Source organism: Actinoplanes auranticolor, assembly GCF_018332655.1.
GTDB classification, from domain to species: domain Bacteria; phylum Actinomycetota; class Actinomycetes; order Mycobacteriales; family Micromonosporaceae; genus Actinoplanes; species Actinoplanes auranticolor.
Window position 1 is genome coordinate 49,439 of sequence record NZ_BOQL01000015.1, and the last position, 17,043, is coordinate 66,481.

At 71.0% G+C, this 17,043-nt stretch carries 18 protein-coding genes; 9 read left to right on the forward strand and 9 right to left on the reverse strand.

Annotated elements, in window-relative coordinates:
* Positions 1–34: 34 nt before the first annotated feature.
* Genes Aau02nite_RS07435 through Aau02nite_RS07445 form a run of 3 tightly spaced genes read left to right on the forward strand, consistent with a single transcriptional unit; the run spans position 35 to position 3,463 of the window.
* The gene (locus tag Aau02nite_RS07435; RefSeq protein ID WP_212987567.1) at positions 35–370 is read left to right on the forward strand and encodes a TraR/DksA family transcriptional regulator; all 336 of its coding nucleotides are present in this window, start codon (positions 35–37) and stop codon (positions 368–370) included.
* 55 nt (positions 371–425) lie between these two features.
* On the forward strand, positions 426–1,109 hold the full coding sequence (locus Aau02nite_RS07440; protein WP_212987568.1) for an adenylate kinase: 684 nt from the start codon (positions 426–428) through the stop codon (positions 1,107–1,109).
* Positions 1,106–3,463, forward strand: coding sequence for a glycoside hydrolase family 65 protein (locus tag Aau02nite_RS07445; RefSeq protein WP_212987569.1), 2,358 nt, complete (start codon positions 1,106–1,108; stop codon positions 3,461–3,463). The genes Aau02nite_RS07440 and Aau02nite_RS07445 overlap by 4 nt, the downstream gene beginning before the upstream one ends.
* 306 nt (positions 3,464–3,769) lie before the next feature.
* Here Aau02nite_RS07445 and Aau02nite_RS07450 read toward each other — a convergent pair whose 3' ends face one another.
* Both Aau02nite_RS07450 and Aau02nite_RS07455 read right to left on the reverse strand, forming a co-directional pair.
* Positions 3,770–3,934 carry a hypothetical protein gene (locus tag Aau02nite_RS07450; protein WP_212987570.1) on the reverse strand — a complete coding sequence of 55 codons (165 nt, stop codon included), beginning with the start codon at positions 3,932–3,934 and terminating at the stop codon, positions 3,770–3,772.
* A gap of 43 nt (positions 3,935–3,977) precedes the next feature.
* Positions 3,978–5,381 carry a glucose-6-phosphate dehydrogenase gene (locus Aau02nite_RS07455; RefSeq protein WP_212987571.1) on the reverse strand — a complete coding sequence of 468 codons (1,404 nt, stop codon included), beginning with the start codon at positions 5,379–5,381 and terminating at the stop codon, positions 3,978–3,980.
* 112 nt (positions 5,382–5,493) lie between these two features.
* On the opposite strand from Aau02nite_RS07455, the gene Aau02nite_RS07460 reads away from it, so the two are divergent.
* Positions 5,494–6,228 (forward strand): SDR family oxidoreductase, encoded by a 735-nt coding sequence (locus Aau02nite_RS07460; protein WP_212987572.1) that lies wholly within the window; start codon positions 5,494–5,496, stop codon positions 6,226–6,228.
* A 44-nt stretch (positions 6,229–6,272) separates the two neighbouring features.
* Here the strand turns inward: Aau02nite_RS07460 and sigJ are convergent, their stop codons facing one another.
* Together sigJ and Aau02nite_RS07470 are read right to left on the reverse strand one after the other, a co-directional pair.
* Positions 6,273–7,139: an RNA polymerase sigma factor SigJ gene (gene sigJ, locus Aau02nite_RS07465; RefSeq protein WP_212987573.1), complete on the reverse strand. Its 867-nt coding sequence runs from the start codon at positions 7,137–7,139 to the stop codon at positions 6,273–6,275.
* A gap of 547 nt (positions 7,140–7,686) precedes the next feature.
* On the reverse strand, positions 7,687–8,376 hold the full coding sequence (locus tag Aau02nite_RS07470) for a DUF4232 domain-containing protein (RefSeq protein WP_212987574.1): 690 nt from the start codon (positions 8,374–8,376) through the stop codon (positions 7,687–7,689).
* Positions 8,377–8,586: 210 nt separating this feature from the next.
* Here Aau02nite_RS07470 and Aau02nite_RS07475 point away from each other — a divergent pair, with 210 nt between their 5' ends.
* From Aau02nite_RS07475 to Aau02nite_RS07485, 3 genes are all read left to right on the forward strand, one after another.
* Positions 8,587–9,474, forward strand: coding sequence for a DUF2716 domain-containing protein (locus tag Aau02nite_RS07475; RefSeq protein ID WP_246594970.1), 888 nt, complete (start codon positions 8,587–8,589; stop codon positions 9,472–9,474).
* Positions 9,475–9,546: 72 nt separating this feature from the next.
* Positions 9,547–9,804 carry a hypothetical protein gene (locus Aau02nite_RS07480; protein WP_212987576.1) on the forward strand — a complete coding sequence of 86 codons (258 nt, stop codon included), beginning with the start codon at positions 9,547–9,549 and terminating at the stop codon, positions 9,802–9,804.
* Between the two features lie 54 nt (positions 9,805–9,858).
* The gene (locus Aau02nite_RS07485; protein WP_212987577.1) at positions 9,859–10,161 is read left to right on the forward strand and encodes a hypothetical protein; all 303 of its coding nucleotides are present in this window, start codon (positions 9,859–9,861) and stop codon (positions 10,159–10,161) included.
* A 168-nt stretch (positions 10,162–10,329) separates the two neighbouring features.
* Here the strand turns inward: Aau02nite_RS07485 and Aau02nite_RS07490 are convergent, their stop codons facing one another.
* The 5 genes from Aau02nite_RS07490 to Aau02nite_RS07510 form a co-directional block, all read right to left on the reverse strand.
* Positions 10,330–10,677, reverse strand: a complete 348-nt coding sequence (locus tag Aau02nite_RS07490) for a hypothetical protein (protein ID WP_212987578.1) — start codon at positions 10,675–10,677, stop codon at positions 10,330–10,332.
* 152 nt (positions 10,678–10,829) lie between these two features.
* Positions 10,830–12,413: an alpha/beta fold hydrolase gene (locus tag Aau02nite_RS07495; RefSeq protein WP_212987579.1), complete on the reverse strand. Its 1,584-nt coding sequence runs from the start codon at positions 12,411–12,413 to the stop codon at positions 10,830–10,832.
* Between the two features lie 25 nt (positions 12,414–12,438).
* The gene (locus Aau02nite_RS07500) at positions 12,439–12,666 is read right to left on the reverse strand and encodes a helix-turn-helix transcriptional regulator (RefSeq protein WP_212987580.1); all 228 of its coding nucleotides are present in this window, start codon (positions 12,664–12,666) and stop codon (positions 12,439–12,441) included.
* On the reverse strand, positions 12,666–13,103 hold the full coding sequence (locus Aau02nite_RS07505) for a hypothetical protein (RefSeq protein WP_212987581.1): 438 nt from the start codon (positions 13,101–13,103) through the stop codon (positions 12,666–12,668). Before Aau02nite_RS07505 ends, Aau02nite_RS07500 begins: the two co-directional genes overlap by 1 nt.
* A gap of 299 nt (positions 13,104–13,402) precedes the next feature.
* On the reverse strand, positions 13,403–14,353 hold the full coding sequence (locus Aau02nite_RS07510; protein ID WP_212987582.1) for a helix-turn-helix transcriptional regulator: 951 nt from the start codon (positions 14,351–14,353) through the stop codon (positions 13,403–13,405).
* A 63-nt stretch (positions 14,354–14,416) separates the two neighbouring features.
* Between Aau02nite_RS07510 and Aau02nite_RS07515 the strand changes: the two genes are divergently transcribed.
* Positions 14,417–15,571 carry an epoxide hydrolase family protein gene (locus Aau02nite_RS07515; protein ID WP_246594968.1) on the forward strand — a complete coding sequence of 385 codons (1,155 nt, stop codon included), beginning with the start codon at positions 14,417–14,419 and terminating at the stop codon, positions 15,569–15,571.
* Positions 15,572–15,600: 29 nt separating this feature from the next.
* Positions 15,601–16,989 carry a serine hydrolase domain-containing protein gene (locus tag Aau02nite_RS07520; protein ID WP_212987583.1) on the forward strand — a complete coding sequence of 463 codons (1,389 nt, stop codon included), beginning with the start codon at positions 15,601–15,603 and terminating at the stop codon, positions 16,987–16,989.
* Positions 16,990–17,043: the final 54 nt, after the last annotated feature.

Genomic DNA, 17,043 nt, shown 5'->3' on the forward strand with positions numbered 1-17,043 from the left:
GGTTCCAGCTCACGGACCTACCGCTGGAGGCATCATGACCGCCGCGCTGCACGGCACGGCCCGTTCGTCCGCGGAGCACATGGAACTGCTCCGCGGCATGCTCGAGGAGCAGTTCGCCGTGCACACGGCCCGGCTGACGCAGCTGACGGTGTACGCCAGGCGGCCCCGGCACGCCGGTCACGACCCCCGGACCCTCGACGCGCTCACCGCATCCGTCCGCCAGCAAATCGCCGAGACCGCGCAGGCCCTCAGGCGCATGTCCGAGGGAACCTACGGTCTGTGCGCGGACTGTCACCGCCCGCTCCCCCTCGGCCGGCTGCGCGCCATCCCCCACGCCACCCACTGCACCCGCTGCGAGCGGCGCCGATAATCCTGATTCCGCGTGCGTCTACGATCGTCGGGACAGCAACGTGGAGAGGACAACCATGCGGGTTCTGCTCGTCGCCCCTCCCGGAGCGGGAAAAGGAACCCAGGGCGCGCTGATCGCCACCCACTTCAACGTTCCCCACATCGCCACCGGGGACCTGCTCCGCGACCACGTCGCCCGGCAGACCCCGCTCGGTGTCGCCGTGCAGGCCCACCTGGACCGCGGCGAGCTGGTCCCGGACGACATCGTCCTCGACATGGTCCGCACCGCCTTCCTGGACGCCAAGGAGCAGGGCGGGTACGTCCTGGACGGCATGCCGCGCAACATGGCCCAGGCCCGGGCGCTGTACCAGGTCGGCAAGAGCCTCGACATGACGGCGAACGTCGCGCTGCACCTGAAGGCCGACGACGACGAGCTGATCCGCCGGCTCCTCGCCCGGGCGGCGCTCGAACACCGCTCGGACGACACCGAAGAGGTCATCCGGCGGCGACTGGCCCTTTACCACGAGGTGACGTATCCGATCGTCGAGTGGTACAGCAGCCGGGGCATCCTCGTGTCCGTGGACGCCATGCGCCCCGTCGCCCAGGTCGCCCATCAGGTCCTCACCGCCCTGGAGGCCATGAGCTCGCTGGTCGACCTGGTCCCCGAGAACGCCCGGCGCTCCATCGACCTGACCGGGCTCGGCGCCGCGTTCGGCGAGAACCGACCGGCCCGACCGGAAAAGGCAGCGGAGGCAACATGATCGGCGAAGCACTGTTCCCGGTGGAGGCGTGGCAGGTCCGGGAGCCCGTCCTGGACCTGGACCGGCTGCCCCAGACCGAGTCGGTGCTCGCCCTGGCCAACGGGCACATCGGGCTGCGCGGAAACCTGGACGAGGGCGAGCCGCACGTCATCGCCGGCACCTACCTGAACTCCTACTACGAGCAGCGGCCGCTGCCGTACCCGGAGGGCGGCTACGGCTATCCGGAGCAGGGCCAGACCGTCGTCAACGTCACCGACGGCAAGCTCATCCGGCTGATGGTCGACGACGAGCCCTTCCACGTGGCCCACGGCCGGTTGCACTCCCACGAACGGGTCCTGGACCTGCGGTCCGGTCTGCTGCGCCGGGCCGTCGACTGGGAGTCCCCGGCCGGGCGCCGGGTGCGGATCCGCAGCTCCCGGCTCGTGTCCTTCACCCACCGCGCGGTCGCCGCGATCGACTACGAGGTCGAGGCGGTCGACCACGAGGTGCGGATCACGTTGCAGTCCGGCCTGGTGGCCAACGAGGAGCAGCCGCAGAAGTCCAAGGACCCGCGCGTCGCCGCCGCGCTGGACCGCCCGCTGGCCGCGGTGGCGCAGGACGTCGAGCAGCACGGCGCGGTGCTGCTGCACCGCACCCGCGCCAGCGGGCTGCTGATGGCCGCCGGCATGGACCACGTCGTCGAGGCGCCCGGCCCCTACGACGAGGAGACCGACGTCCGCGACGACTGGGCGCGCACGACGGTGGTCACCGTGCTGCAGCCCGGCGAGCGCCTGCGGATCACCAAATTCCTGGGGTACGCGTGGAGCAGCTCCCGGTCGCCGCAGGCGTTACGGGACCAGGTGGCCGCGGCGCTGACCGGGGCGCAGTACGCCGGCTGGGACGGCCTCGCCGCGGAGCAGCGCGCGTACCTCGACGACTTCTGGGACGCCGCCGACGTCGAGATCGAGGGCGACCCGGTGTTGCAGCAGGCGGTCCGCTTCGGCCTGTTCCACGTGCTGCAGGCCGGCGCCCGCGCCGAGCGGCGGGCCATCGGGGCCAAGGGACTGACCGGCCCCGGGTACGACGGGCACGCGTTCTGGGACACCGAGGGTTACGTCCTGCCGTTGCTGACCTACATCGCTCCGCACGCCACGGCCGACGCCCTGCGGTGGCGGCACAGCATCCTCGACCAGGCCCGGCACCGGGCCCGCACGCTGGGCCTCAAGGGTGCGGCGTTCCCGTGGCGCACCATCCACGGCGAGGAATGCTCGGCGTACTGGCCGGCCGGCACCGCGGCACTGCACCTGAACGCGGTGATCGCCCGCGCCGTCGAACGCTACCGCCAGGTCACCGGCGACGAGTCGCTGGAGGCCGAGTGCGGCCTGGAGATCCTGGTCGAGACGGCCCGGCTGTGGGTCTCCCACGGCCACCACGACGCCGCCGGGCACTGGCACGTCGACGGCGTCACCGGCCCGGACGAGTACAGCGCGGTCGCCGACGACAACGTCTTCACCAACCTGATGGCCGCCCGCAACCTGCGCGCCGCCGTCGCCGCGTGCGCCCGCCGGCCCGAGGCGGCCGAGAAGCTCGGCGTCCGGCCGGACGAGCCGCAGGTCTGGCGGGCGGCCGCCGAGGCCGTGCACATCCCCTACGACGAACGGCTCGGCGTGCACGAGCAGTCCGCCGGCTTCACCCGCTACGCCCCGTGGGACTTCGCCGCCGAGCACCCCGGCGAGCCGCTGATGATGCACGCGCCGTACTTCCAGCTGTACCGCCGGCAGGTCATCAAGCAGGCCGACCTGGTGCTGGCCATGCACTGGTGCCCGGAGGACTTCACCGCCGAGCAGAAGGCCCGCAACGTCGACTACTACGAACGCATCACCGTGCGCGACTCGTCGCTGTCGGCGTGCACCCAGGCGGTGATGTGCGCCGAGGTCGGCCACCTGGAGCTGGCCCACGACTACGCGGGCGAGGCCGCCCTGGTCGACCTGCGCGACCTGCACGCCAACACCCGCGACGGGCTGCACCTGGCCTCGCTGGCCGGGGCCTGGTCGGCCATCGTGGAGGGCTTCGGCGGTCTGCGCGAGCACGACGACGTGCTCGCGCTGTCGCCGCGGCTGCCAGCCGGCATCACCGGGCTGCGCTTCCGGCTCCGGCACAGCGGCCTGCGGATGCTGGTGGAGGCCGACCATGAGACGGTACGGGTGAGCCTGCGCGACGGCACCGACGCACGCCTGACGATCAAGCTCTACGGAGAGCCGATCGAGCTCACCGCCGGTGGTTCGGTCGAGCGTCCCGTCGCCGCGCTGAAACCGCTGCTGCCGCCACCCCACCAGCCCCCGGGATACGCCCCCGAACGCGCCGGCCCCCGCTAGTCGTGAGTCGTCTCGCGGCGCCGATCGTGCTCACCGGCGACGAGCGCGAACAGCTGCAGGCGCCGCGGTCTCAGATGGCGAAAGTCGATCCAACGGTGAACGCGCTGGCTCATCGGATGGACGAGGGAAGCGAAGCGCCCTTCGTCCTGCGCCCTGACCCGATCCGGTCCGCAAGCCCCTGGGAGGCGTGTGTAGCGCGTCCCGGCGCTGGTGCATCGGCAGCTCGCGCCGTACCGGCAGTGCGTGTTGCCGCCGACCTGCGGTCGTGGCAGAGTCCCGCTGCTCGACGCCGCCCGGGCGTGCTGGTCACGGCCGGGCCGGACCGCCACGCAGGGCCAGGTTGACCAGGGGCAGCACGACCCGCGAACGCATCGCCAACGCCTGGGCACTCGACGGCCTGCGCGACCACGCCTGCAACTGTTCCCGCTCGTCGCCGGTGAGCACGATCGGCACCGCACTCGGATTCGGCATCCATCCTCGTGCCCAGCCGGCCCTGATTCAACGACTCACGACACTAGTCCGGCGGCAGCAGGGAGCCTTCCGGGCCCGCGCTGCCCGCCGGATACTCCAGCAGGGGAACCGTCCCGTCCCGCCAGGCGCTCAGCACCGGCGCCACGATCCGCCAGCAGTGCTCGGCGGTGTCGCCCCGCACCGACAGCAGCGGATCGTCGTCCAGGACGCCGCGCAGCACTTCCCCGTACGCGGGCAGCTCTCCCGGCCCGAAGTCGGCATCGAGGGTGACCGGATCGATCACGAACGGGTCGCCCGGGCCGTTGATGTTGAGATCGACGGCGAGCCGGTCCGGGCCGAACCCGATCCGCAGCCGGTCCGGCCGGTCGTATCCGGTCAGCCCGTCCGGCACCCGGGCCGGCTGCTTGAACGTGATGACCGCTTCCTTGCGGGTCGCGCTCATCGCCTTGCCGGACCGCAGCCGGAACGGCACCCCGGCCCAGCGCCAGGTGTCGACCGCCAGCACCACCTCGGCCAGCGTCTCGGTGCCCCGGCCCGGATCGACGCCGGCCTCGTCGGCGTACGCGGGCAGCCGCCGCCCGGCGATCTCACCGGCCGTGTACCGGGCGCGACGGGTACAGGTCCGCGCGTCTTCGTCCCACAGCCGCGTGGCCCGCAGCACCTGAGCCTTGCGGTCGCGCACCTCACGGGCGTCGATGGTCGGCGGGGCGTCCATGGTGAGCAGGGCCAGCACCTGCAGAAGGTGGCTCTGCACCATGTCGATGAGAGCGCCCGCGGAGTCGTAGTAGCCGGCCCGGCCCTCCAGGGCGAGGCTCTCGTCGAAGACGATGTCGACGCCGGCCACGTGCTCGGCGTTCAGCATGGGCTCGAACAGCCGGTTCGCGAACCGCAGACCCAGGATGTTGAGCACCGTGGACTTGCCCAGGAAGTGGTCGATCCGATGGATCTGCTCCTCCGGCACCAGCGTGGCCAGCAGCTGGTTGAGCCGCTCGGCGCCGGCGGTGTCGGTGCCGAAGGGCTTCTCCAGCACCAGCCGGGTGCCCGCGGGCAGCTCGATGCCGGTCAGGGCCTGGCAGGCCCTGGCCGTGACGGCCGGCGGCAGGGCGAAGAAGATCACGATCTGACCGCGGCAGGCGCCGATCAACCGGCGCAGGTCCTCGGCCTCGGTCACATCGGCCTGGAGGTAACGCGTGCCCGCGACGGTGGCCGTGACCTGCGGTCCGGTGGCGGACACCGACGAGAAGGAGTCCTCGACGCGCTTGCGCCAGCGCGCTTCGTCCCAGTCGTCCATGCCGCTGCCCAGCAGCAACAGCTCCTGGTCCGGCACGGCGGCCAGCAGCCCACCGAGCCCCGGCAGCAGCAACCGGGCAGTGAGGTCGCCACTGGCGCCGAGCACGAGCAGGCTCTGTTCGCCACCGGCGGCGGGCCCCGCAGATCTTGTCGTCATGACCCCACCATGCCCGGGCCTCACCGGCACTAATCTCGCCCGGCTGTCACAACGGCGGGGGCTGTCCGGTCTCAGCAGTCGAACAGACTCGGCAATCAGAAAGGTCACGCACATGAAGATCGCCGTTATCGGTGGCACCGGGCTCATCGGCTCCCAGGTGGTGAAGATGCTGAACGCGGGCGGGCACGAGGCGGTGCCGCACTCCCCGTCCACCGGTCTCGACCTGCTCAGCGGGCAGGGCCTGGCCGAGGCGCTGCGCGGCGCCGGCGTCGTGGTCAACCTGACCAACTCGCCGACCTTCGACGACGCCTCCCCCGCGTTCTTCCGGACGACCATGGACAACCTGCTCGCCGCGGCCCGGAGCGAGGGCGTCGGCCACACCGTCATCCTGTCGATCGTGGGGGCCGAGCGGGTGCCGGACCTGGCCTACTACCGGGCGAAGGTGCTGCAGGAGGACATCCTCAAGGCCGGACCGGTGCCGTACTCGATCGTGCGGGCCACGCAGTTCTTCGAGTTCATCGACGCGGTGCTGTCCTGGACCTCCGACGAGCACACGGTCCGGCTGCCGGCCACGCCGGTGCAGCCCATGGCCGCGGCCGAGGTCGCCCAGGCGGTGTCGGACGTGGCCGTCGGCGCGCCGCTGCTCGGAACCCGCAACGTCGCCGGTCCCGAGGTCTTCCCTCTCGACGAACTCGGCCGGATCACCCTGGCCGCGCACGGTGATCCGCGCACCGTGATCACCGACGACAGCGCCGGCATGTTCGCCGCCGCTCCGGGCGACGCCCTGATCGCCGGGGACGACGCCGTCATCGCCAAGACGTCGTACCGGGAGTGGCTCTCCCGCTGATCCCGGCCGGACCCGCATGGTGACCCCGTGCGGGTCCGGCCGCGTCAGGACACCGCCGCGATCTTGTCAGGGTTGACCACCCAGAGCAGTTGGTCGATGCCCTCGGCCGAGGCGCTGATGGTGAGCAGCCCGTAGACCGAACCGCCACGGCGGAACACGGCGGAGGTCTGCCCGTTCGTGGTCGCCCACCGCACGTCGACGTCGTCCCAGAACCACGGGGCGATCGCGGCGAGGAACTTCGCCACCCGCACCGAACCCACCACGGGCTGCCGGGCGACGCGGTACGCGCCGTTGCCGTCGGACACGCTGGTGACGTCCGCGGCGAAGAGCTTCTCCAGCTCGCTCAGGTTCCCGGAACGGGCTGCCGTGACGAGGGCGCTCAGCAACTCCTTCTGCGCGTCCGCGCTCACCGGCGTACGCCGCTCGCTGGTCACACGCTTGCGGGCCCGGCTCACCAACTGGCGCACCGCGGGCTCGGTCGACTGCAGAATGCCGGCGATCTGCGCGTACGGGTAATCGAAGGCCTCCCGCAGCACATAGGCGGCACGTTCGCCGGGGGTGAGCTTCTCCATCAGCACCAGGGTGGCCAGCTGCAACGCCTCACCCCGCTCGGCGCCCAGATACGGGTCCGCGCTGGTGTCGACGGGCTCGGGCAGCCACGGCCCGACGTAGGTCTCGCGGCGCTGACGCGCCGACTGCAGGGCATTGATGGCCAGCCGGGTGGTGGTCGTCGCCAGGAACGCGGCGGGATTGACGATCACCGTACGGTCGGTCGTCTGCCAGCGCAGCCAGACATCCTGCACGAGATCCTCGGCCTCGGTGGCGCTGCTGAGCATCCGGTACGCGATCCCGAACAGGCGCGGCCGTACGCCCGCGAAAACCGCCGCCGCCTGCTCCAGGTCCTCGGTCACCCAGCCCCCATCCGTCTTCCCGCGGTGCCCTTGACTGTCTCCTTCGAGGCGACCTCGATCCCGGTGCGCGGTGGCGAACCCGATCGTAACGAGCCGTAGCTTGATCGCGTATGCGCGGGAGAATCGCGCACGAGTTTCTCGGTCAGAACGTCGCGATCGGGTTGACCGGGCTGCCCGACGTACCGGCGAAGCGGATCGGGGCGACGGCGAGGTGGAAGTCCCACCGGCTCCAGCCACGGCACGTCGCGGGCTCTGGCAACGTCCAGCAGGACACCACGCGTGACGATCCCGTTCGCCGCCGCCGTGACGGTCGCCCACGCCGATCCCGTTGCCGCGTCGACCAGGGAGTGCGGCCGCCGCCAGCCGGACGTCGTCGGTGACGTGGTTCAGCGTGCCCAGCTCGTCGTCGTCGCCCCATCGTCCCCAGTTCGACAGCGTGTCGAAGTACCCGGGCACGTCGTCCTGGGTGGGCAACGGTCGCCCTGCCGTCATCGACTCCTCCGTCACACGCATCGAGGCACCGCAGGCAGGGTAGCTCTCCGGACCGTTACAGCAGCGGACCGACGCTTTCCGACGGTGGCGGTGGTGCGGAGGCATCGGGCACAGCCCGTCCGTCCGGCGACACCGTGGCGGAGCTGTCGGGGATCAGGGTCCACGCGCTGACGCCCAGCCGGCCGGTGCTGCCGAGGTCGAGACCTCCGTCGGGTACGACGATCTGGGACGGGCGGCCGACCAGCGGGGCGATGTCGAGGAACTTCACCGTCACCGGCGGCTCGCGGATGTCGTCGTACGTGTTGCGCCAGGCCACGGCCGTGCCGGCCTGCTGCCCCGGCTCCAGGACGACCGGCCTCGGCGGCTGGTCCCACGGCATGCCCGTACCGATGATCTCCTTGACGCCGTGCAGGACCCGGACCTTCAACGCTGTCCGGTCGTCGTCGAGAGACCGCACGGCCGGGTACCCGTTCAGCCGGTAGCTTTGTGGCCCGCAGTTGACCAGCGTGATGCTGAGCACCCGGATCCCCATCGCGGCGTCCCCCGAGCCCACCTGGAACCGGATGCCGTCGGGCGGGCACGTCACGACGGGCGCCGACGGGACCGCGCGACCGGACCCGGAGGGCACCGGGTCCCCGGGGAACGCGGGCGCCTCCGAGCTGGAGCTCACCGGTCGAGCACAGCCGACGAGCAGCGCCACGAGGGCCAGCGGGACGGCGAGGCGGTAGGCCCGGGAACTGATCACCGACCCATTCTGAGCCTCCCCGCCAACCTCCGCCTCGGCGTCGCGCCGACTGCACTACCTCCCCCGTGGACCGCGGGAGGTCCGCGGCGTGTTGCGATCATCGGGAGGTGACCGATGAGCAGGCGCGCGCCGATGCTGCGCTCCGGCGTCCAGACGGCGGCAGAGGGGTACGCGAATCGATGCCGACTGCTGCATGATCAGCCGGTGGACATGGACGCGCAGGTCGATCTCAGCGATCTCACGCCGGTCGAGAGGGAACTGCTCCGGCTCGGCGTAGCGGAGTGGGAGCGCCCGGATGGCGACAGGACAGCGGTCGTCGACCTCCTCGGGTACGCCGATCGCGGCGAACTGCGCTCGGACGTGCAACGGCTCGCCGGTCTCCTCGATACGTCGCGTCCCATGTCGCGTCGTGACTGCCGCCGTGTCCTGCTGGCCACCGAGCTGGCCTTCGCGAGCGAGACGCTGGGTTGGTCCCGCGACTGGACGTCGGACACCGGCTTCACCGATCGTGACACCATCACGGTGCTGCGCGGCATCCAGGAGAAGCTGGCCGGCATCGTCCACGGGGTCAATGCCCACCTGGTCGAGACGGGTCCGCCGGCTCAGCCCGCCTGGCAACCGATCCCGATGGATGCTGACGACAGGTACTGGGACCTCTTCTACCAGCGTTTCGCGTTCCGGCCGGGCATGGCATCCTGGCCGGCGATCGATGAGCCCCGGCCGTCGGTCACCTTCGACCTCGGGCCGATCTTCGCCGGCAGCCACCCGCAGTTCATGGCCGGCACGGCCGCCATCAACAGTCTCGCGCTGGTCGCGCTGACCCGGGTGCTGGAGCCCGACGCCAGTGTTGTCGTGCTCGACTGGCAGCATCAGACGTACCGGTTCTGGCCGCACCTGTTCGCCTGCCAGCCGGACCAGAGATGGCCCACGACGGTCGTCCCGAACGGCGACTACTACATCTTCCTCACCGAGGACATGAGCACTGGCACCTTCGGCCATCCCTGGGAGCGGACACTCTGCGTCTTCGGCGAGCAGCTGGTGTCCGCGCTGGTACCGGCTCTCACGAGCTGGCTTCCCGTCAAGCGCAGCAAGCCATGACAAGAGTCAGCCCACCCCGGCAGGACGCTCCCCGTTCGGACGGGCGGTCGGCTGACTCGGGGGACGCCAGGGATGGCGGCCGGGCTGATCGTCCGGGACGGCGATCTCGTCGAGGTGAGCGGCCCGGTCGAGCAGGGTTCCACGATGTGCTCGCCGGCTCCGGTCCCGGCCGTCAACGGTCCCTGCCCTCACGGCATCCGGGTGCCGGGCGTCGAACCGGCGGAGGGCGCGACGCTGCGGGGCCGGTGGCATCCGAACGGGCTGTCCGACATCCGGCGACTGCCGTACACGCCGGCGAGCGCCGGTGCGCTCGGGCCGGGGGTCCGATGAACCGGTACGGGACCATCTGCGCAGGCATAGGACGCCCGCATCCTGGTGGTCGCAGTGGGGCACGGAGACGTGGCCCGGGCCTGGGCGGCGTTGACCGCCGTCTCCACCGCGAACCTCTGCGTGGTCGCCGCGCCGGGTGAGCGCAGCCTCGCCGATGACGACAAGCTGGAGGCCGCCACCGGCAAAGCGGTCGAGGCGCTGATGAACGACCGGGATCTGGGCATCTACCTGGCCGGTCCGGAGGACGGCAAGATGCGGATGACCATGCTCCACCTGACTCAGCGGCACTACGACAAGCTCGCCGCCATCGGCCTCGAGCACGTGATCATCGAGCCCTGGATCCGGCCGGCCGGCTGATAGCCCCGTGCGTCACAGTGCCTGCCCGGCAACCGATTCAGGGTGGTGATCAGTGACCACTGGACGATCTCGGCGTGGTTTTCGGGGAGGCGTTCGGGGGGCAGTACATGGAAGCCGATCTGGCCGGCGAGGTTCGCGGCGATCTGCCCGGTGACGCCGGGACGGGCATTAAACGTCCACGACGTCCGCGGTCAGTAGGCCGGGTCCGTAGCCGAGTTCAACGATGATTTCTGTCGCCTGAGCGATCGTGATGGGACAACCGCAGTCAGACCCTCGATGAACGTCTCGGACCGGTGACTCGTCGGTACGCCACACACCGGCCCGCCGGTCGAGATATGCGCCGACCCGGAGGCCGGAGGCCTCCCGGTCGTAGCGGAGCAGCGTGCCCAGATGGTCACCCTGGCGCCGCAGGTAAGAGCCGTTCGCGTATCCGGCGATGTCGTACTGCACGGCGCGTCCCCCGGTGGGACGTGGGTCGCCGCCGTAGTAGCTCGCCCAGAAGAGGTATCGCTGCACAACCGGTTCACGGTGTATCACGGGCACCCATGCTAGGCGCACCGGCATCCCCTGAGATGGTCCGGCCATGTACCTCTGAGCCGATACGAGCATCACACACCACACCCGCCACCGACCCGACGAGCAGCCGAGCATGCTGTACCCCGGGCCAATCACACCCCGGACCCAGCGAACCACGTACCCGGACCGCGGGTTTGTCGCTGTCCACGCGGGCCAGCCGCCACCTTCCATTGTGCGCAGTGCTGGTCGGCGGTGGGCAGGGCGCCGTTGATCAGGAAGGTGACGGCGTGTTCGGCGGCGCAGGCGTTGGCGCCCAGGACTCCGTGGCCGCCGGCGTCGACCGTGACCTGGACCGCGCCGGCGCCGAGGGCGGTGCGCATAGCACCGGTGGCGGGGGTGGCAGGGTCGCGCCGGTTCTGCAGGATGAGGGTGTTGCGTGGGCCACCGGCAGTGATGCGGATCGTCGGCTCGATGGGCTTGTGGTGCCAGAACGCGCAGGGCCAGATGTTGGCGGGCATCCCGCCGGTGGCTGGCCACCGCAGCCGGTCCTGACGGACCGCGCGCTGGTACCGGGCGATGTCGCGTGGCCACGCGACATCGCCGCACACGACCCCGTAGAGCGCGGCGAAGAAGTTGTCCCGCGGGATCTCGGTGGTCGACGAGGTGGAGCTGAGGGTGCGCGCCGTCGGCTGTCGGTTGTTCAGGGCCGTCGCGACATCTCGCCAGAGTGCGACGATGGAGGGGAAAGCGCCGTCGTTGTGGAGCGCCAGGAAGGTTTCGGCGCGTAGCCCTGCGCCGGTGATCGGGGCGCCGCCGGGCTTCGGCAGCGGAGTGCGGTCGAGGGCCGCGGCGGATGCCAGATAGCTGGCCCGGACCGCGTCCGGGGTGGTGCCCAGGTGGTAGGTGCTGTGGCGGGCGGCGACCCACCGGGTGAGGTCGTCGAGTCGCTCGTCGGCGGCCCGGCTCATCGTGCGGTACTGCTGGTACCAGATCCGGTTGGGGTCGATGGGGCTGTCGAGGATGAACCGGTCGACGTGTCGTGGGAACAGTCGGCGATAGACGGCGCCGAGGTAGGTGCCGTACGAGCCGCCGAGGTAGGAGATGGTGCGTTCTCCCAACGCGGCGCGGAGGCGGTCCATGTCGCGGGCGGTGTTGGCGGTGGTGATGTACGGCAGGACGGCGCCGCCGTTGGCCGCGCAGGACGCCGCGGTGGCGCGGGCGTAGGCGATGTTGCGAGCGATTGACCCGCCCGGACCGGGGTAGGGGTAGAGCAGGTCCCAGCCGGGCAGCGTGGTGAGTTCGCAGCTGACCGGGGTGCTGCGGCCGACGCCGCGGGGGTCGAAGCCGATCAGGTCGTAGTGCTCCAGCACCGGCGGGGGCATATCCCGGGCGTGGCGTCTGGGCTCGAACAGCCCGGACACCCCGGGCCCGCCCGGGTTGGTGAGCAGGACGCCGCGTCGCAGCGCCGGGTTGGTCGCGGGGATCCGCGACAGGGCGACCGTGATGTGTGGGCCGCGTGGTCGGGCGTAGTCCATGGGAACCCGCAAGGTGGCGCACTGCATCGGGTCTGTCGACTGGTCATGCGACGGACTCGACTGGTTCTGCGACGGGCAGGGTCCCCAGCTCAGCCGGGCGTCGTGGGAGTGAGCGGGGGCGGCTGTGGCGGGCAGGGCCGTGCTCAGGGTGGTCACGGCGGTGGCGGCGCAGAGGGCGAGGCGCAGGAAGCGGGTGGTCACCGGGAGGCTCCTCCGTGGGTACGGGTCACTGTTCGTCGGTGAGGTAGAAGAGTTCGTCGACGGTGGTGTGCAGGGCTTTGGCGAGTTTGAGGGCGAGGACGGTAGAGGGGACGAAGCGTGCGGTCTCGACGGTGTTGATGGTTTTGCGGGTGACGCCGACGAGGTCGGCGAGTCGTTCCTGGGTGAGGTCGTGGCGGGCGCGTTCGAGTTTGATGCGGTTGCGTAACGGGTGGCTGCTGTCGGTCTGGGCCATCAGGCGTCCCGGTTGAACCAGAGCCGGGCCGCGCCGTAGGTCAGCAACGCCGCGGCAACGGTGAATTTGCCCTGTGCCACGGAGGTGGTCTCGATGTGGAAGAAGAACGGCAGTTGGACGGCGAGGACGCCGACCAGAGCGGTGGCCATCGCGCGGGTGTGGGTGGCTTGGGTGCGCTCGTCGTCGAGGACGGCGCCGAGTTTCTTGAGCCGGGATCTGGCCCAGCCGGCGATGAGCAGGGCCGGGACGGCGAGCAGGGCCCCGATCAGGTAGGTCAGCTCCAGCCAGCGCGGCCATCCGGGTGCCTGCCGGGCGTCGTTGAGTCCGTTGGTGACCAGGACGGTGGCCGACGCAGCTCCCCAGGCGAACAGGGCGATGTCGAACATGCGGCCGAGCCGTTGGCGGGACCGGGCGGTCATGGTGGCGGTGGCGGTCATGGCTTTCTCCTCAAGCTGAGTAACCTGTATGGCCCTTCGAGTAACCCTTGGTACCCTCCAAGTAACCTGGGCAACCCTTGAAGTAACCCATAGGTTACTCACTTGGAGTGTGGAGGGCAAGGGACCCGGGCGTGCGTACATCACGAGCCTGTCCTCGCTGCTGATGGTCGTGGTCACCGTGGGCCGCGGCACAGTTAGGGGAACCTGCTGCTCGCGCTGCTCCGGCGCTGGCCGCGTTGCGCCGTTCTGCCGCAGCCCGCGATGTATCGCCCCACGTGACCGCTGTCCACGGATCCGGGCTAAGGCGTTGCCGCGGCGAGGCGGGCCGCGAGGGTCCGGATGTGGTCCACCAGCTCGGCGGGCTCGTGCACCTGAAAGTCGAAACCCATGGTCGTCACATAGATGGCCAGCTCGTCGAGCGAGTGCGATCCGGTCCGCAGAGTGCAGCTGTGTTCGTCGATCGGCTCCAGAGCTCCCGTGGTCGGAGAGATCCGTTCTGCCGCGGTCTCGGCGTCGACGTGCAGGGTGAACCGCGCCTGGTAGCGGTAGGCCGAGGTGGAGATCGCCCGGGAGGTGTAGCCGCTGAGGTCGGGTTCCGGCGGGGTGCGCGGGGTGAAGCGGGGCCCGGTCGGCGTACGCGGTTGCAGGCGGTCCACCCGGTAGGTGCGCCAGTCCTGGCGGTCGACGTCCCAGCCGAGGAGGTACCAGCGCCGGCCGGCGTGTACCAGCCGGTGCGGCTCGGTCGTACGGATGGCGCTGGTGCCGTCGTGGGTGCGGTAGTCGAAGCGCAGGCAGAGTGAGTCGCGGCACGCGACGGCGATGGCGGTGAGGGTGTTCGGGTCGGCGGCGGGACCGGTGTGCGCCATCGGCACCGTCACCGTCTGCAGGGCGTTGATCCGATGGCGCAGGCGGGACGGCAGCAGCTGTTCGAGTTTGGCCAGCGCCCGCACCGAGGTTTCCTCGATGCCGGTGATCGAGCCCCCGGCGGCGGTGCGCAGGCCCATCGCGATCGCGACGGCTTCGTCGTCGTCCAGCAGCAGCGGCGGTACGTCGGCGCCGGCGCTGAGCCGATAACCCGCCGTGCCCGCCCGGGCCAGCACCGGGTAACCGAGCGCCCGCAGCCGCTCGATGTCGCGGCGCACGGTACGCGGGGTGATCTTCAGTCGCTCGGCCAGTTCGGCCCCGGACCAGTCCCGTCGGGTCTGCAGGAGCGCGAGCAGTCGCAGCAGTCGTGCCGGGGTTTCCCACATGAACGAAAGTCTGTCACCCGGCTAGGACCGATGCTGTCCTAGGCGGCCAATAGCGTTGTGGGCATGGCAGACAACAGCGCAATCCGGCCCTTCACCATCGCGATCCCCCAGGCCGATCTGGACGACCTGCGGGACCGGCTCGCCCGGACCCGATGGACGACGGACCTGCCCGGTGTCGGCTGGAGCCGCGGCGTGCCGGTCAGCTACCTCCGGGGGCTCGCCGAATACTGGCGCGACGGCTACGACTGGCGCGTGCACGAGCGGGAGCTGAACAGCTACCCGCAGTTCACCACCGAGATCGACGGTCAGAACATCCACTTCCTGCATGTCCGCTCGCCCGAGCCGGACGCGCTGCCGCTGATCCTGACCCACGGCTGGCCCGGCTCGATCGTCGAGTTCCTGAACGTCATCGGCCCGCTGACCGATCCCCGCGCGTACGGCGGCAACCCGGCGGACGCGTTCCATGTGGTGATCCCGTCGATCCCGGGCAGCGGGTTCTCCGGGCCGACCCGCGCGGCCGGCTGGGACACCAACCGGGTGACCAGGGCGTTCGCCGAGTTGATGGACCGGCTCGGCTACGAGCGCTACGGCGCACAGGGCGGCGACACCGGCGCGGTCGTCTCACCGGGACTCGGCCGGCTCAACCCCGGCAAGGTCGTCGGCGTACACGCTAACGGGCTGTCGGCGTTCACGCCGATCGACCCGGACGAGGTGGCGGAGCTGACCGACGCCGAGCGGGCACGGCTGGCGCGCCTGGAGTACCTGAACGCCGAGCAGTCCGGTTACGCCATGATCCAGATCAGCCGGCCCCAGACCCTCGCGCACGGCCTGCACGACTCCCCGGCCGGGCAGCTGGCCTGGATCGTGGAGAAGTTCAAGGAGTGGACCGATCCCGCCGCCGACCTGCCCGAGGACGCGGTGGACCGGGACCTGCTGCTCACCAACGTGACGCTGTACTGGCTGACCGGCACTGCCGGATCCTCGGCCAACAGCTACTACGAGACCGCGCACGCCGGCGCGTGGGGTGCGAGCGAGCGGTCCCCGGTGCCGACCGGCGTCGCGGTGTTCCCGCACGACGTGTCGATCCGGCGCACCGTCGAGAGGGAACACAACGTCGTGCACTGGACCGAGTTCGACCGCGGCGGCCACTTCGCGGCCATGGAAGCCCCGGACCTGTTCATCGGCGACGTCCGCGCATTCTTCGCCGGACTGCGCTGAACGGCCGCAGGCGCCGATAGGTTTGCGGCATGTCATCGATCCCGACGGAACTGTTGCCGGATACTCGTCGTGCGCTGGTTCACCGGCTGGCCACTGGTCAGGTGAAGGGACGGGCGCCTTCGGTCGTCGCTGCCGTGGTGCGTGACGGCCGTCCGGTGTGGGTGGACGGTTGGGGAACGGTGGACGGCCGCGTGCCGGATGGTGACATCCAGTACCGGATCGGCTCGATCACCAAGACCTTCGTGGCGGTGCTGGTGCTGCGCCTGCGCGACGAGGGGCGACTCGCGCTGACCGACCCGCTGGCCGAGCACCTGCCCGGCACAGTGGCGGGCGAGGCCACGGTCGGTGCCTTGCTGGCGCATACCGCCGGGCTGGTCGCCGAGGCGCCCGGGCCGTGGTGGGAACGGACCCCGGGCGCCCTGCGACCTGAGCTGGCCGACGTGCTGGGCAGGGAGCCGCAGGTGCATCCGGCGGGACAGCGCCACCACTACTCCAACCCCGGCTTTGCGCTGCTCGGCGCGCTGGTGCAGCGGATTCGCGGTCAGGCGTGGGACGACGTGCTGCGGCGCGAGGTGCTGGAACCGCTCGGGATGACCCGTACCAGCCTGCTGCCGGTCGCGCCGCACGCCACGGGCTGGGCGGTGCACCCCTGGGCTGATGTGCTGCAGGCGGAGCCCGCCGTGGACACCGGTCTGATGGCACCCGCCGGGCAGTTGTGGTCGACCGCGACGGACCTGGCCACGTTCGCCGCGTTCCTCATCAACGGCGACGACCGGGTGCTCGACGCGGACACTCTGGCGCAGATGCGCACTCCCGCCAGTCCCCCGGAGGCGACGGACTGGGACCACGGGTACGGGCTCGGCATGCAGCTGCTGCGCCGCGAAGGCCGGCTGCTGGCCGGGCACACCGGCTCGATGCCGGGCTTCGTCGCCGCCGTGTGGGTCAGCCCCGACGACGCTCTGGGCGCGGTCGTGATGGGTAACGTGACCACCGGCCTGGCCGTCGGATCTCTCGCCGCGGACCTGGTGCAGACGGTCGCCGAGCGGGAGCCGCGGATCCCGGCGCCGTGGCGTCCACTGCCCTCGGTCGCGCCGCAGCTCCTGGAGATCGCCGGCCCGTGGTACTGGGGCCCGGCCCCGTACGTGTTGCGCCCGCTGGCCGATGGCTTCGTGGAGCTGGCCCCCTTGCCGGGTGGCGGGCGTGGCACCCGGCTGCGTCCCACCGGAGACGACAGCTGGCAGGGGCTCAACGGCTACTTCGCCGGCGAGCGGCTGCGGGTGCAACGCGACGCCGCGGGCGCAGTCAGCCACCTGGATCTGGGCACCTTCGTCTTCACCCGGCAGCCCTACCATCCGGCGGAGGCAGTGCCCGGCGGTATCGACCCGGCCGGCTGGCAGGCCGGCTGGCAGGCCGGCTGAGCTCCCGGCGGTGGCGGGGCATCCGGTCCCTCGCACGGGGGACAGCCGACTGTC